The organism is Streptomyces sp. NPDC008001 (assembly GCF_042958085.1).
Lineage (GTDB): Bacteria > Actinomycetota > Actinomycetes > Streptomycetales > Streptomycetaceae > Streptomyces.
This window is the reverse complement of sequence record NZ_JBIBIZ010000012.1, coordinates 99681-115280: the sequence shown is the minus strand read 5'-3', so window position 1 is coordinate 115280 and position 15600 is coordinate 99681. Positions and strand designations below refer to the sequence as shown.

General features: G+C 70.4%; 7 protein-coding genes. 5 read left to right on the top strand and 2 right to left on the bottom strand.

The features are described from left to right. Positions 1-113: 113 nt before the first annotated feature. Together ACFZCD_RS30475 and ACFZCD_RS30470 are read right to left on the bottom strand one after the other, a co-directional pair. Positions 114-7619: an SDR family NAD(P)-dependent oxidoreductase gene (locus tag ACFZCD_RS30475; protein WP_391836287.1), complete on the bottom strand. Its 7506-nt coding sequence runs from the start codon at positions 7617-7619 to the stop codon at positions 114-116. Positions 7620-8404: 785 nt separating this feature from the next. Then, complete coding sequence (locus ACFZCD_RS30470) at positions 8405-9334, bottom strand: ADP-ribosylglycohydrolase family protein (protein WP_391836286.1); 930 nt, start codon at positions 9332-9334, stop codon at positions 8405-8407. 409 nt (positions 9335-9743) lie between these two features. On the opposite strand from ACFZCD_RS30470, the gene ACFZCD_RS30465 reads away from it, so the two are divergent. The 5 genes from ACFZCD_RS30465 (at position 9744) to ACFZCD_RS30445 (ending at position 15454) form a co-directional block, all read left to right on the top strand. Continuing rightward, the gene (locus tag ACFZCD_RS30465) at positions 9744-10382 is read left to right on the top strand and encodes a hypothetical protein (RefSeq protein ID WP_391836285.1); all 639 of its coding nucleotides are present in this window, start codon (positions 9744-9746) and stop codon (positions 10380-10382) included. 512 nt (positions 10383-10894) lie between these two features. After that, a complete protein-coding gene (locus tag ACFZCD_RS30460) occupies positions 10895-11251 on the top strand; it encodes a hypothetical protein (protein WP_391836284.1) in 357 nt (118 codons plus the stop codon). Next, the gene (locus tag ACFZCD_RS30455; protein ID WP_391836283.1) at positions 11248-12303 is read left to right on the top strand and encodes a hypothetical protein; all 1056 of its coding nucleotides are present in this window, start codon (positions 11248-11250) and stop codon (positions 12301-12303) included. The genes ACFZCD_RS30460 and ACFZCD_RS30455 overlap by 4 nt, the downstream gene beginning before the upstream one ends. Continuing rightward, entirely contained in the window at positions 12300-13109 is an 810-nt protein-coding gene (locus ACFZCD_RS30450) for a hypothetical protein (RefSeq protein ID WP_391836282.1), read from the top strand. Before ACFZCD_RS30455 ends, ACFZCD_RS30450 begins: the two co-directional genes overlap by 4 nt. Continuing rightward, positions 13106-15454: a CHAT domain-containing protein gene (locus ACFZCD_RS30445; RefSeq protein WP_391836281.1), complete on the top strand. Its 2349-nt coding sequence runs from the start codon at positions 13106-13108 to the stop codon at positions 15452-15454. Before ACFZCD_RS30450 ends, ACFZCD_RS30445 begins: the two co-directional genes overlap by 4 nt. The last annotated feature ends 146 nt before the right edge of the window (positions 15455-15600 follow it).

Sequence of the window (15600 nt, the reverse complement as noted above, 5' to 3'; positions counted from 1 at the left end):
GGGAGGCCGTAACGTGATGACAGGCCGGGCCCTCTTCATCTTCGATCGCATGGTTGGTTTCCTCGCGTTCTGTCGTGCTGAGGGGAGTGGATGTCGCGGGCTGGTCGTTGACGTCACTCCGTCGGGGGACGGTGGCCCAGGCGGATGAGAAGGCGATGGGCGATGCTGGTGAAGTCGGTGGCCGTGGCCAGTTCCATGACGGGTACCTCGTGGCCGAGTTTCCGGCTGAGCCGGTGGGCGAGTTCGATGCCCATCAGCGAGTCCACCCCGAGTTGGTCCAACCGGCGAGTTCGGTCGATGTGTTCGGGGGATGCTTGCAGGACCTGCGCGAGAAGGCCGATCAGGGTTTCTTCCATCAGGACGAGGGCTTGCTCCCCGTCGGCTTGGGCCAAGGCCTCGCGCAGGGCTTCGTCCGCGTCCGTCTCGTCGGTGTCCGGGAGCAACCCGGCTGTTCGCGGAGCTGCCAAGGCGGGCAGGAAACGGCTCAGGCGGCGCCAGTCGGCGAGAGCGATGGAGGCCACGACGATGTCGGGTCGTGTCAGGAGCCGGTCGAGGGCGGCCAGTGCTTCGTCGGCGGGCATACCGGTCAGCCCGATGGCCGCAAGTTCGGAGGTCAGGCCGGTGCGGTGGACGTATCCGGTGTCGTTGATGGCGCCCCACTGGACGGCCAGCGCGGGCAGGCCGGCGCGGTGGCGGTCGCGCGCCAGGGCTTCCATGGCGGTGTTGGCGGCTACATAGGCGGATTGGCGGAGGTTGCCGACGAGCGCTGCCAGGGAGCTGTAGACGATGAAGAAGTCCACGTCGCGGTTGCGTGTGAGGTCGTCGAGGCAGTGTGCGGCCGTGACTTTCGGGGCGAGGACGTCGTGCAGGCGGGCGTCGGTGAGTTCGGTCAAGGGCGCGTCGTCGAGGACCATCGCGGCGTGGACGACGCCGGCCAAGCGCCGGCCGTCGGCGTCGAGGCCCGCCAGTACCCGGCGTAGCGCGTCGAAGTCGGTGGCGTCGACGGCGTGTGCCTCCACTCGCACGCCGCGCGCTTGGAGGTCGGCGACGAGGGCGGGCGCCTCGGGGGTGTCGGTGCCGCGCCGGCCTAGGAGGGTCAGGTGGCGCGCCCCGCGTCCGGCGAGGTGGCGGGCGGTGGCCGCCCCCAGACCGCTGAGGCCACCGGTGATCAGATAGGTGCCGTTTTCGTCCAGCGGAATCGGGGCTTGCGTCCCTCGGACGGAGACCGGCTCGTCGAAGGTCACGACAACCTTGCCGAAGTGCCGCGAGTGCTGCAGGAGGGTGAACGCCTGCTGGATCCGGGTGGCGGGGATGGTGCGATGGGGGAGTGGACGGTATATCCCGCTCTCCACCGCTGTGCGCAGTGCCGTCAGGTGGGACCTGGCCAGAGAGGTCCCGGCGATGAGAGGAGGGCCCAGGTCGACGCCGAAGAAGGCGGTATTGGCCAGGAAGGGACCCATCGGCAGCGCGTTGTCGGCCAGGATGTCGCGCTTGCCCAACTTCACGAATCTGCCCCCGGGTTTGAGCAGGTACCAGCTGCGTGTCAGCGACTCTCCGGCCAGGGAGTTGAGGACCACGTCCACTCCCTGGCCGCCGGTCAGCTCCTTGACGTGGTCGGCGAAGTGCGGGCTGCGGGAATCCAGCACGTGGTCGGCGCCGAGGAGGCGCAGCAGGTGGCGTTTGGCCGGGCTGCCTGCGGTGGCGATGAGGCGGGCGCCGACGTGCCGGGCGTGCTGAAGTGCGGCCAGGCCCACGCCACCGGCCGCGCCGTGGACGAGGAGCGTCTCGCCCTCTGCCAGGCGGGCCAGGTGATGCAGGCTGTGGTACACCGTCAGGAACGCCACGGGCATGGTGGCGGCTTCGGCCGGCGTCATTCCTTCAGGTACGGGCATGAGCATGCTGGCATTCGCCAGGGCGTGGGTGCCGAAACAACCGTCGGCCGGACCGGCCACGCGATCACCGACGGACAGCCCGGTGACGCCGGACCCCACGGCGCAGACGACGCCCGCGCACTCCATGCCGAGCGGGACGGTATCCGGACGCCGGTCCAGAGGAAGAGCCGGGATGAGTCCGGTGACGGTGGTGATGTCGCGGTAGTTCAGGGCCGCGGCGGCGACTGCCACGACGGCTTCGCCCGGCCGGGGCTCGGGAATGGTGGTGGTTTTCCATGCGAGCCGATATTGCCGGCCGGGACGCTCGACTGCCAGGGTCCAGGCGGGCGCGGCCCCGTTCGGCGAGGGCGGGGGACCCGCGGGAACGACTCGTGTGACGAACCGGCCCTGGGGCGTGAGCAGCACCTCGTCCTCTTCCGAGGGCGACCTCAGCTCCGCCCACAGGCGTCGGGCGAAGTCGCCCGCGCCGTGCGCGTCAGGTGCCACCGCCCCTGTGAGGGCGACCCTGCGGACCGTGAGAGAAGGATGTTCGTTGGCCAAGGTGCGCGCTGCGCCCCAGAGGGCCGCTGCGGGGCCGGAGGTCGCCGGCGGGCAGTACGTGACCCCGTCCGGGGAGAGGGTGACCAGCCAGACCATCGTCCGGGCCCGGGTGGGCGCCTGCTGCCGGGCGGTGGCCAGGGCGCGCAGTACCGCGAGAGCGTGTACGGCGCGTTTTGTGGTCTCCGCGGGCGTGGTGGCAGAGGCCTGTGTCGACATCAGGACGATGCCGGCCGGGCCTTCGCGGTCTGCCAGGAACTCGGCCCACCCGCCGGCCTCGTGAGGGGTGAGGACGGCACTGACCGGGTCGTCGTCCTGAGCGCACAGCACCTCGGTGACGGCTCGCTGGGCGTCGGGGCCGCTGTGGAGGTCCACGCAGGCCACCGCCCACCTCCTCGGAGCGGCGTCGGACCGGCCTTCGGCCGTGGTGACCGGCCGGCGGTCCGCCGGGTGCGGAGCGCGCGCGGCCAGGAGGACCGAGTAGTCGCTGCCGGCGGGTTCGGTGACGTCACCGGTGTGCGCCACACTGGTGAAGCCGCAATCCCGGAGGACATCGGGCCACGTGTGGCGGGGCAGCAGGGGGCCGTGCGGGCGTAGTCCGGTGTCGGTGGACCCCCAGTAGGAGTCCAGGAGGCCGAAGACCGGCACCAGCATGTCGTGGGTGTGCGTCTCCGCCGCGAGCAGTTGTCCTCCGTCGGCCAGCAGGCCGCGGATGCGGCGCAGGGCAGCCTTCAGGTCGCGGGCGGTGTGCAGGGCGTTGGCGGCGATGACGAGGTCGAAGGAGCCGGGGCTGAAGCCTTGTTCCGCCGGGTCGCTGTCAAGGTCGAGGACCTGGTAGTCGACGAAGTCGTAGGCGGCGAAGCGGGAGCGCGCCTGGACGAAGAAGGAGGCAGAGACGTCGGTGTAGGTGTAGCGGGTGCCCTCAGGAGGCAGTTCGGGGAGCAGGTCCGCGGTGGTGCCGCCCGTGCCGGCGCCGACTTCCAGAATCCGCAGTGGTCGCTCGGCCGGCCAGTGGGCCACCATGGTGCGCAGCGCGAACCGAGCCAGTCTGTTCTGGCGGCGTGTGATCCATGAGTGGTCGTAGAAGCGGGTCGCCAGAGCATCGGGCTCGGAGAACAGCAGCTCCAACGGGTCCGACTCCGCGCGCAGTACCTTCGGCAGCTCCCGGCCGCAGATCCCGTAGATGAGGGCAACCATCGATCCGCCCGGGTGGTCGCGCAGCAGAGCGGCGAACAGCGACTCGGGCGTGGGGCGGGCCGTCGGCTGCCACCGGCCCTTTCCGTGCTCGGTCAGCATCCCGCATTGCACCGACAGGTCCATGAGGGATTCCAGGAGCCGGCGATGTCGTGGTGACACACCGGCGACGATCAGATCGTCCGGGCAGAAGGAGGTCGCGCCGGGCACGATCTGCTGCAGGGCAGCGGTGACGAAGTGCGCAATCAGCTCCGAAAGCCGGGTTTTCAACGTGGCGTAGAGATGGGCGGGCTGCTCCGCCTCAAGGCCCCCCAAGACGGTCCGGCAGGCAGCGAGGACCTCGTCCGGGCCGGGCAAGGGCGCCGGATCGGCTAACGGCCCGGGCCGGGGGGCGACGCGCAGCACCTCGGTCAGGACGGTCGGTTCGGGCGAGCCGACACCCTCGAACCGCCGGGCGCGGCACGCCGACAGCTCCAGGGCGACTGCCCCGTCGGGCCCGGCGACGGTCACGTCCCACTCGGCTTCCTGGGCGCTGACCGAACGGGACTTGAGGTGGATCAGCCCTTGGGCCGGCATGGTCCGCCAGCTGCGTACGCCGCCCAGGCCGGTGGGCAGGTAGAGGACCGGCCGGTCGTTCCCGGTGGCGAGCAGCGGCAGCAGGGCCTGGAGAGCACCGTCCAGGACAGCCGGATGCGCCGGGTGCCGTGGGTCGAGCTCGCCGGCAGCGGCGTAGTCGGCCAGCACCTCACCCGCTCCTGTCCACAGGCGAGTGAGCGTGCGAAACGTCGTCCCGTACCGCAGCCCGGCCCGCGCGCACAGCTCGTAGTGCTCCGGCGCGGAGAGGGAGCCGGTCAGGCGGGAGCGGATCTGCTCGACATCCAGCGCGGGGGGCCGGTCGGCCAGCAGCCGCCGCACTCGGCCCCGGGCGTGTTCCGTCCAGTCCCCGTGGTCCGCGGTGCGGCCGGCGACGGTGAAGGCACCGTCGCCGGCCAGCGTCGTGTGCAGGCGCGGGTTCATCGTCGGATCGTCCACCGGCACGGTCAGAGCCTTCACGACCGACAGCCCGATGATCTCCACCGGTCCCTCGCCGAAGACTTGCCGGCCGGCACCCAGAGCCATGTCCGTGTAGGCGGCGAACGGCAGGACGACCGCGTCCCCGACCCGATGGTCCTCAAGCCACGGCACGACCCCGGGGTCGAGTTCCTGCTGCCACGCCGCGGCCGACGAGGACTGCCTGACGCCCAGCAGCGGATGCTCCGCCGAGGCGGCCGCGCCCTCCTCGACAGGCGCCTCCCGCCACCATGCCGGGCTACCTGTCCAGTGCCGCGTACGCTGCCAGGGGTACGCCGGCAGAGAGACCACCCGGCCCCGGCGCGGAAAGACCCGGCCGTCGTCCATCCGGGCCCCCGCCGCCAGCACGTGCGCCAAGGCCGTGTCCGGCGCAGCCGGGTCGTCTTCGCCGCGGGACAAGGTGGGTACGACCTCGATGGGTCGCGCACTCCCGCCGTTGATACGGCGCAGGTAGGGACTCAGGACGGGGTGCGGGCCGATCTCCACGAGCACATCGCACCCACCGGAGCCGGCCATCGCCTCCATCGCGTCGTGGAACAGCACCGGTTCCCGCACGTTGCGCCACCAGTACCGGCCGTCGAGCGCTTCTCCGCCGAGGAGGCCACCGGTGACCGTGGAGTACATCGGGATCCCGGGGACGTGGGACTGCAAGCCGGTCAGAGCCCGCTGCAACGGGAGCTTGAGGGCTTCCATGGCCGGGCTGTGAAAGGCGTAGTCCAACCCGAGATCCTTGAAGAACGCCTCCCGGTCGGCCAGCGCGGCCTCCAATTCAGCCAGCGCCGCTGCCTGGCCGCTCACGGTGACGTCGCGGGCACCGTTGACGGCCGCGATCACCAAGCGTCCCCTCACGCCGAGGGACACCAGCAGCCGCTCGGCGTCGGCAAGCCCGAGCCCGACTGCGGCCATCCGCCCGGACCCCGCCGTCACGGCCTGGGCCCGGCTGCGCTCCGCGATCACCCGGCAGGCGGCTTCCCGGTCCAACGCCCCGCAGCAGTAGGCCGCCGCCACCTCGCCCACGCTGTGCCCGGCCACCGCCTCCGGCACGATGCCGCGCGCACCGAGCGCCGCCGCGAGCGCCGCCTGTAGTGTGAACAACAGGGGTTGCCCGATCTCGGTCCGCTCCCACCGCCCGTCGTCGGCCGGCGCGGCCAGCTCCTCCACGACCGACCAACCGAGGAGCGGCGTCAGCAGGGCGTCGAGCGCGGCGGCCTCCTGGCGGAAAGCGGTGTCCTCCCGCAATAGAGCAGCGCCCATGCCCGCCCACTGGGACCCGTTGCCGCTGAAGACGAACCCCACCCGGCCGCCGCGCACCCCTGCCGCCCGGGCCGTTCCCGGAGCGGCATCGCCCCCGGCCGCCGTCCGCAGCCTCTCGGCAGCCTCCTCGGCATTCGCCGCCAGCACCACCAGACGCCGCTCGTAGCGGGCACGACGATGCCAGGCGGTGAACGCCACATCGTAGAAATCCAGCCGGTTCCGATCCCCCGCCGCCTCCCGCTCCAGGTGATGGGCCCAACGATCGGCGGCAGCGGACAACGCCTCGGACGTACGGGCCGAGACCAGCAACGGCAACCGGCCCTCGCCCGGCCCCGCCACAGCCGTTTCCTCGGCACCCTTCTCCGGCGCGGGGGCGGACGCCAGCACCACGTGCGCGTTCGCCCCACCGAACCCGAACGCATTGACGCCCACCACGCCCCGGCCCACCTCGGGCAACGGCCGCATGACCGTCACCGGCTCCAGGCCCAGCCCCGGGAAATCGATGGCGTCGTTGAGCGGAGCGGCGTGCAAGGACGCCGGGATACGCCCCTCGCGCAGCACCAGCAGTGCCTTGAGGAGTCCCGCTACGCCCGAGGCCGCCTCAAGATGCCCCAGGTTGGACTTCACCGACCCCACCGGCAACGCCCCACTACGACGCCGTAGGCCCAGCGCCCGGCCCAACGCCTCGCACTCCAACGGGTCCCCCACCGCGGTACCCGTACCGTGGGCCTCCACGTACACCACATCGTCCGGCCCCGCACCCGCGGCGCCGAGGACGTCTGCCAGCAGCGCGGCCTGGGCCCCCGCACTGGGTAGCGCCAGCCCGGCTGTGCGACCGTCGGCGTTGACCCCGCAGGCCAGCACCACCGCGTGCACCCGGTCACCGTCCGCCAGGGCCGCCTCAAGCGGCTTGAGGACGAACACCCCGCCGCCCTCGGCCCGTACGTACCCGTCCGCCGCGGCGGAGAAGGGCCGGCACCGCCCCGTGGGGGAGAGCATCGACGCGTGCGAGAACCCCACGAATCCGGCAGGGTTGATCAGCACGTTGGCCCCGCCGGCCAGGGCCAGCGCGGCGCGCCCGGACCGCAGGGCCTCGCACGCCTGGTGCACGGCCACCAGCGCCGACGAACACGCGGTGTCCACCGCCAGCGACGGCCCGCGCAGATCGAAGACGTAGGAGAGGCGGTTGGCCGTGTTGCAGGACGCCGAGCCGCTCATCGAATAAGCATTGGACATTCTGGTGCGCCGCTGCAGCAGGTCCGCGTAGTCCCGGGACGACACCCCCATCACCACCGCGGTGTCGCTGCCCGCCAGCCCGGCCGGGTCGATGCCGGCGTCGTCGAACGCCTCCACCGCGCACTCGAGCAGCAGACGCTGCTGCGGATCCACCCGGGACGCCTCCACCGGAGCGATCCCGAAGAAGTCCGCGTCGAAGCCCGCGACGTCCTTCAGGAATCCGCCGCTCGCCGAGTACGACTTGCCCGGTGCCGGGTGCCCGGGCCTGCACCACCGGGCGACTTCGAACCGCCCTTCGGGCACTTCCCCGACCAGATCGCGGCCTTCTTCCAATGCCGCCCACAGTCCGTCCAGGGAATCGATCTCGCCAGGCAGCCGGCACGCCACACCCACGACGGCCACCGCTCCAGCCGGCCACTCACCCCTTGCGGCCATGTGCCCGTCCGCATCACCCGAACTCGGCAAATCCCCCACCCCCGGCGTGACTTGACCCGCATCGTCAGACCCTTCCCCCTTCTTGCGCCCCCCAAGGAGGAAGGAGACCTTCCTCACCCGTACGGGGCTCCCCGGGCACACATGAACAATGGCCGCGGAGGGGCATCGTTTGCTTTCGAGTCATCGCGGAGATCGCGTCTCTTCTCCGGTGCTCCGAGTGGAGCTTCAGCCGAGCGAGCGGGTGCCGGAGTGCACGGGGCGCGGCGGAGGTCTGCGAAGCGGTGGGCGACGCCTCGTCCGGGAACGGGCGGCCGCAACCGAGCGACGCTGCAGCGCCGCACCAGCGCAGGAGCGGTCTGCGCGCTGCGTCGACCCGTACGAACGACGAGAACGACCAGGACGACGACTGCCCTACCGGAAACCGACTTCACCTGACCAACTGTCGCAGTGGCCCCGAGATTCACGCACATCTGCGCTCGGGCCCGGCCGGATGGTCTGGGCGAAGGGGTCGTGGGTGGTCGCGGACAGGCTCAGGTGGTCGTCGGCCAGGTCACGGATGGCGCGTTGCTGGCGTACCGGCGAGGAGGCCCGGGGGCGCGCGGCATGGTCGCCTCGATGTGATGGCCCGGTCGCCGCGGTGGCGGTGCAGTTCGTCGAGCATGACTGGGGAGACGGCGATGTCGGCGACTGGGATACCGAGGCCCGCAAGGGGAAGAGCGATGCGGCCGGTCCCGACCGCGAGTTCCAGCGCCCGGCCTCCAGTGCCGGCCAGCGAGGTACCTGGTTCAGCCTCCGAGGCGGTGTGCAAGGTGGAGCAGATCTGCTAGGCGCAGTACCCGTCCGTGGAAGCCTGGGAGGGGGACGTGGAGCGGCCGGGTCCAGCGGGCAGGGATGGCATCCAGCCCGTAGTAGGCCCCCGCGAGGCCTCCGGTCACTGCGGCGACGGTGTCCGTGTCACCACCGAGGTCGATTGCCGCGCGTATCGCGTCTTCGAAGCTGGTGGTGGTGCGCAAGGCCCAGACAGCGGAGCCCAGGCAGGGCCAGACGGCGCCGTTGAACTCGGTCGCCTGGTCGGGGTGCCAGTCAGGCGCGAGGACAGTGGTGTAACGGTCGCGGTGGTCGGGGTGGACACGAGCCAGGATGTCCGGGAGTGCGGTGAGGGGGTCGGTGTTCTCGAACGTGACGCGGATGAGTTCGTGGAAGATTGCGGTGCCTTCCCAAGCCGCGCGGTCACCGTGGGTCAGGGCGGCGATCCGGCGGGCCGCATCCATGGTGGCCTCTTGGCCGGCGGCAGCGAAGTGGACCGCGGAGGTCGATGCCCGCATCAAGGAGCCGTTTCCCGCTGCTCGCTGGTTGACCTGGAAATGGACCGCGGCGGCGCGGTCCCAGGGCATGCCATTGGTCAGGACATCTTCGGTCTGCAAGCCGATGTCCTTCGGTTCTGAGGCTGCCCACCGCTGAAAGCGGGCGAAGACGTCCGGCAAATCCAGTCCACCGCGCTCCAGCAGCGACTCCGCGACCAGGACGGCCATCTGCGTGTCGTCGGTCGCCTCGCCGGGGTCCCAGCCACCGCCTCCGCACATCTCGCCACCGGCACCAGGCGTGGGAAACCGCGCGGAGAACGCTCCCGGGAGACCGAACTCGAAGGGGCCGCCCAGCGCGTCACCCACTGCTGAGCCGACGATCACGCCGGCGGCCCGCTCAATCCGCTTCATTCGCGCAGGTTATCTGTACCGCGCAGACGAACGCGGCGCCCTACTATTCCTTCCGCTCCCGGACCATCGGTGGCGAACGCATCGCGTCCGAGCGCCGCCTGAGACATCCGGGGCCTGGTGTGCCGGGCCAGGTTACATAACGCCGGCCGGCATGCAGTCACCTGGCAGATCCTGTTCCCTGGCCGTCACGATGTCTGGGAACGCTCGGGCCATAGCGGCGCCTCGGCGGGAGACGACGTCCCATTTCAACTCATCCGCGCTCTGTCCGTCGAAGACAGGCAGCCGGTCCACGGGCGTGTCGAGCATCGGCTCCGGCAACGCACATCTTGCTACCGACCTACCGGTGGGCGACGGCACGGCCTAACCAGCCCGCACCTACCGGGCCGGGGGTGTTGCTTAGAGTATGTCCATGCCTCGCACACGCACCATCGCTACTTCCCTTGCTGCTCTCGCCGGCCTTGCGGCCCTCACCGGGTGTTCCTCAGAGGCATCAGGAGAGGGGGCGGGTAAGCCCATAACCCAGCAACTCTCCCAGGGGCAGATCACGCAGGCACTCCCCGGAGCCGGTGAGGTGATCAGTGAGTGGGAGCCCTACAGGAACAAGGGCGTTGTGAAGGCTCCTGATAGCTGCGCGCTGGTGGACAGCCCGGCGCCCAAGGGCTGGGTGCGTGCGGGCAGGGCCTCGTACCTCCACAACGGCTCCACCGACGACATGGCGTATGCCACGATCTGTCTGTTCGACGGGCCCGACAACGCGAAAAGCGCCTATGCGGCCTGGCAGGACAAGAACCTCCAGGAGCAGGACAGCAAGGACACCGTGGGTGAGGAATCGGTCTTTCTCGTCGACCCCGATGCCCAGGGCACCGTCTACGCGCTCAGCCGATCCGGCAGCGTTGCCATCAAGGTGGAAGTCCAACACACCCGAGGCGACACCACAGGCGCCCATGACATGATCGCCGCCACGCTGAAGCGGCTGCAGCAGGTCCAGGACGGCGAGCGTGCGACGGCCACCGCCGCGGACGAGGCGGCCAAGGCCGCGAAGAAGTAGGCGGCGCACAGCCGGTGCTGACACTCACCAGGAGGCCTTGAAGATGCTGCTCTCCAGTGACCTGAACCAGCCTGAACTGTGCGATGGCGCCGAGGGCTGAAGCGGCTTCGCCGAGGTGGCCGTCGCCAACGGCTTCGGCCCGCCTACCCGGCCCTCCGCGCATGTACCGGCCTCGGCTGACGAGCCGGCTGGCCCCCTCCCGCTGCCGCACCCTCTCGAGAACCGCTATGCCGCGATGAGGCGTACGAGGATGGCCGGGCCAGCTCGCTGGATGTCGTCACTCGCCCCCGGCTGAACCGGGCATCCACGATCCACCCCGTAATGCCGAGCGCCAGGTGCGGCCGACGTGCCTTGCTGCCCGGCAGGTCGTGATGCTGCGTGACCGATCTCGCGAAAATGCCACCTGCCTCAGACCAGGATGCAAGACTATATGCCCGCGATCGGCGGCTGGTCGTGGTGTGCTGCTTCCAAGGCGGGGAGACGTGGCATTCACTGAGGCTGAGGTTCTTGACGTGGCCCGGGCGATCCGACCTCACCTGCCGGAGCTCCTCGGGAGCCTGGCGCCGGACATCACCCGGGAACTCGCCGCCCTGATCGATCAAGGCTCGCGGGGCGAAGCGGTGAAGGTCAAGGTCATCGGTCTGCTCGCCGCGCATGAGCCCACCCGGCGGTGGGCCAACGACCTGCTCACCGTGCCTCGGCGCGAGCGAGCGTTCGAGGATCTGCTCGGGGATCCGCAGCGCATCCGGGTCGTACGGTACGGCTGCCCACGCTGCGATCGGCCACCGTGGTTCCGGTTCGACCTGCGCGACGAGATTCCCGTCTGCCCGGACGACGGCGTCCCGTACGAGGCGCAGGAAACCGCGTGATCGGGAAGTTCTGGGAGACCTTCGCCGGCAAGGCGACCGAGCAGTGGATGGCGCGCCTGCTGACGCCCGCCCTCGGGTTCTGGCTCGGCGGCCTCGCTGCCTGGATCTGGGGGTCTCCCAGGGGCTTTACGGCCAGGCTCGACGAACTCGGACGGCAGGCAACACGGCTGCCGGTCACCCAGCAGCTGGCGCTGCTTCTCGGCGCACTGTTGGTCGTCACCCTTTCAGCGGCCTTCGCGGAGCGGATCACCCCGTCCATCCTCCGAACGCTGGAGGGGTACTGGCCCCGGCCGTTCCACCGTCTCTTCGTGCCCTGGCACTTCTACCGGCGGCTCCGAGCCCAGCGCGCCGCCCAGGCCGCGGCAGCCGAGGCCCTGCGGACCGCGTCACCGTCAGCCGCGCCCTCTCCCGCCCCGGTCGGCCTTCGGGCGCTCGCGACGGACGCCCGCGCCGCCTGGCGTGCCTACCAGGCGCAGGAGGGGACGGCCAGGGTCCAGCGGCCTCTCGTACGCGCCCAGCTCACCCTGAGGACCATCCCGGTCGACCTCGATCTCGTGATGCCGACACGGCTGGGTAACCTGCTGCGTGCCGTGGAGAGCCGCCCGCGCGACCGGTTCGGCCTCGACGTGGCCGTGTGCTGGCCCTATCTCTGGCTGCTCCTTGACGAGCCCACGAAGGCAGAAGTCGTGGCGGCGCGAAGCCGGCTCAACACGGCCGCCCGGGCATGGTTGTGGAGCATCATCTTCGTTCTCTGGACGTTCTGGGCGTGGTGGGCGCTTCCGGCCGCGATCACGGCGAGCGTTCTGGTCTACCGCCTCTCGCTCCTCCCCTCGGCGGGGTTGTACGGGACGCTGGTCGAGGCGGCCTTCACGCTGAACCGGCACCGACTCTACGAGGCCGCGCACCTCCCTCCACCCGCCGACCCCACCGAGGAGACCGAACGCGGTAGAGATCTGACCGCGTACCTCTGGCGAGGCATACCACCGCAGGCCGGGGATGCCTTGCACCGAGCCTCCCCGGGAGATCCGTCAGGTGAAAGGCGGCTGACATGACGGATGCCCACGCACCGATCGTGCGGATCGACGGCCGTTCGGTACACCTGGTGATCGGCGCCTACGAGATTCCGGCGAAGAACGTCAGACACGCCGAACGACTCCTGGCGGGCGTCTCCCGGTTCCTCACCCCCGAGACCCGTGCGGACGAGGCCGACGCGCTGAGCGACTTCCCCGAACTGCTCACCGATATCGGTGAACAGGTGGCGAGCGCGGTCATCTCCGTCCTCGCCCCGACGCTCGACCGCGAAGGTCTGGACTTCTTCCTCGACCAGATCAAGTTCCTGAGGCATTGTCGCGAACTCGGTGTCGGACCGGCGGTCCTGGAACGCGCGCTGCGCGAATCGTGGGACCGAATGGAGCTGGCCGAGGGCCTGCTGCGCAGATCGATGGCCACGGGCAGCCAGGCCGACATAGCGGCGGCCCTGGCCGCGTGGCGGGACGTCCTCGCAGATCAGCGGCTCATGGAACCGGACGCCACCCATGGCCGTGTCCGGTGGCTGCGCCACAACGCCGGCCTGGCGCACAAACACGCCTACGAATCCACCCGCGATCTCGACGTGCTCGCCACGGCGGTCGAGCTGTTTGAAAGCGCCCGCGATCACGCCGGAGAAGGTTCACCGGCCCGGTGCGAGGCGCTGTACGAACTCGGCCGTTCGCTGCTGTCGTTGGCGGAGGCCACAAGCGATCCGGTCGACCGGGCACGGGCCATCGCCGCACTTCGCGCGGCGCGCGATGGGGCACTTGCGGGCTCGCAGGACGCGATGGTCTACGAAGCCGCGCTCCGCGATGCGGAGCGGCCATGATCTGGAACAGGCGTAGCCGCGCCGAGCGGCGTGCGGCCAAGGTGGACCGACTCCTCGAGGTCCTGGTCGCCAAGGGAGCCTCGATACAACCAGCCGACGAGATGACCACCATGTATCCGCGTTCCCCTGCCGCCTGGCTGAATCTCGCGATGGCCCACTCCGGCGACGGCGACCTCGGCACCGCACTCCCGGCCTACCACCGCGCATTCGAGTTGTCCCGCGGGTCACCGCGCGTCGCCGACTACGCGATCAACCTGGCCGCCATCCTCTTCATCCGTCAGGGCCGTGGCGGACCCGTCGACGACTTGGAGCGCGCGGCGGAGATCCTCGCCCTCGCCCTCGCCGACCCCGCGATCGGCAAGGGCAGGTCCGCGGTCCTGGCCATGCAATGCAAGGTCTGGTCCGCCCTCGTCACCCGCACCGAAGAGAGCCATCATCTCGCCCGAGGGCTCGCCGCCGGCCGTCAGGCGATGGCGACAGCTCGAACGAGAGACGATCGCATCGAGGCGAGGAAGCAGCTCGGCGAAGCCCTCGTCGTCCAGCACCATTTCCGCCAGGACCCCCGCCTGCTGACCGAGGCAGTCGGACTCTTCGAGCAGGCGCTCGGCCTCACGGGACGCAAGGACGCACACGGCCAAGCCATCCTGCGGCACCGTCTCACCGAGGCCTGCCTCGACCTGTACCGGGCGACGCGGGACAAAGCCGTGCTCCAGCGTGCCGTCGAACTGGCGCGCACGGGCGTGACCGACGCGCAGGACGATCTCATCGAGCGTGGCGCGGCACTTCAGAATCTGGGCCGCGCCCTGCGGGAACGCCATGCCGTCTTTGGAAGCCGTGAAGACCTCGACGAGGGGATGACCGCGCTTCGGTCAGCGACGGAGGCTGCGCTCTCCGGCAATCCCGCCGCCAGCATCAGGGCGGCCGACGAACTCGGCGACTGGTCCCTCGAACGCCGCTCGTGGCGCGAGGCCGCCGAGGCCTTCACCGTGAAACTGTCCCTGATGCGAAGGCTGCTGGAGGCCCAGGGCGATCCAGCCCATCGGCGGCGGATGCTCGGCCTGGACGTACGACTGGCGTCGAAGGCTGCCTATGCGTGGGCTGAGGCGGGACGGCCGGAGAAGGCGCTGCTCACCCTGGAGGAGTGGCGCACGGTGCTGACCGATCCGCAGTTGCCCGAACTCGACGAGTTGCTCGCCGCCTGCAGGGACACGCCCACAGTCTTCTTAGCGACGTGTGAACAGTCGGGCTTCGCCGTGATCGCCCGTGAGGGCCGGGCGACCTACCTGCCGCTGCCCGATCTGGCCGCGGATCCCATGCTCGGCTGGTCGGAGCGGCTCTTGCGCGCCAAAGAGGAGCGGGGCACCGACCGTGACACCTGGGAGCGGATGCTGGACTGGGCAGGCGAGTGGCTCTGGAACAGCGCGATGGGGCCTGTGCTCGCGGAACTCGGCGATCAGCCGCGGATCGCGCTCGTCCCGTGCGGTCCTTTGTGCGTGCTCCCGCTGCACGCGGCCTGGCGGCCGGACCCATCCAGGCCCACCGGCCGCCGGTACGCGATGGATGACACGCTGATCGTGTACGCACCGAGCCTGCGGGCGCTGGGACGGTCGCAACGGCGTGCCGCGCAGGCCAGTGACGAGGTGCTCCTCACGGTTGAGGACCCATCCGATCCCGGCGCGGCGGATCCGCACCTGCCCCAGCTGCCGTTCGCCGAGATCGAGGGAGAAGCGGCCGGCGCGTACTGGGCGCGCAAGACACGGCTGGCACGCGACAGGGCGACCAAGCAAGCGGTCCTGAGCACCCTGACCAGGGCGGACATCGTGCACTTCGCCTGCCACGCCATCCCGCAGGGCTGGGACGGCGGAAACGCCGGCCTGGTACTGGCCGGCGGCAGGACCCTCACCCTCGACGACATCTTCTCCCTCACACTGAACACCCGGCTGGCCGTGCTTTCAGCCTGTGACACCGCCACACCCCAGGAGCGGTTCCCGGACGAGGCCGCAGGCCTCGCCGGCGCGTTCGTGCGCGCTGGAGCCGCCGGCACCGTCGCGTCCCAATGGCCGCTGCCCGACCGTGACGCCATGATGATCATGACGATGTTCTACGGGTACTGGCGGGCAGACGGCCTCCCACCGGCCGAGGCGCTGCGCCGCGCCCAACAGTGGGTGCGCGACACCACCAACAGGGAGAAGAGTGCCTTCTTCGCAGCACACCTCGACACCTCCGACCGTTTCTCCCCGGCCGTCGCGACGGCCGGCTGGGAACAGGTTGTGCTGGCGGACCCGGAGGAGCGGACCATGGCCGCACCCATCTTCTGGGCCGCGTTCACATTCACCGGCGCCTGAGGCACGTGTCTGTTCCATCCGCGTGGCCGTCCCCGCGAGTCGCCTCACGTCTACCGGGCCGCGTGGTGAAGGTCGGAGATCTCGTCGCGCGAGACGCCTTGATGCCGAAACCCTGCTGCCCGTGTTGTACCGCAGCAGGGGATCAC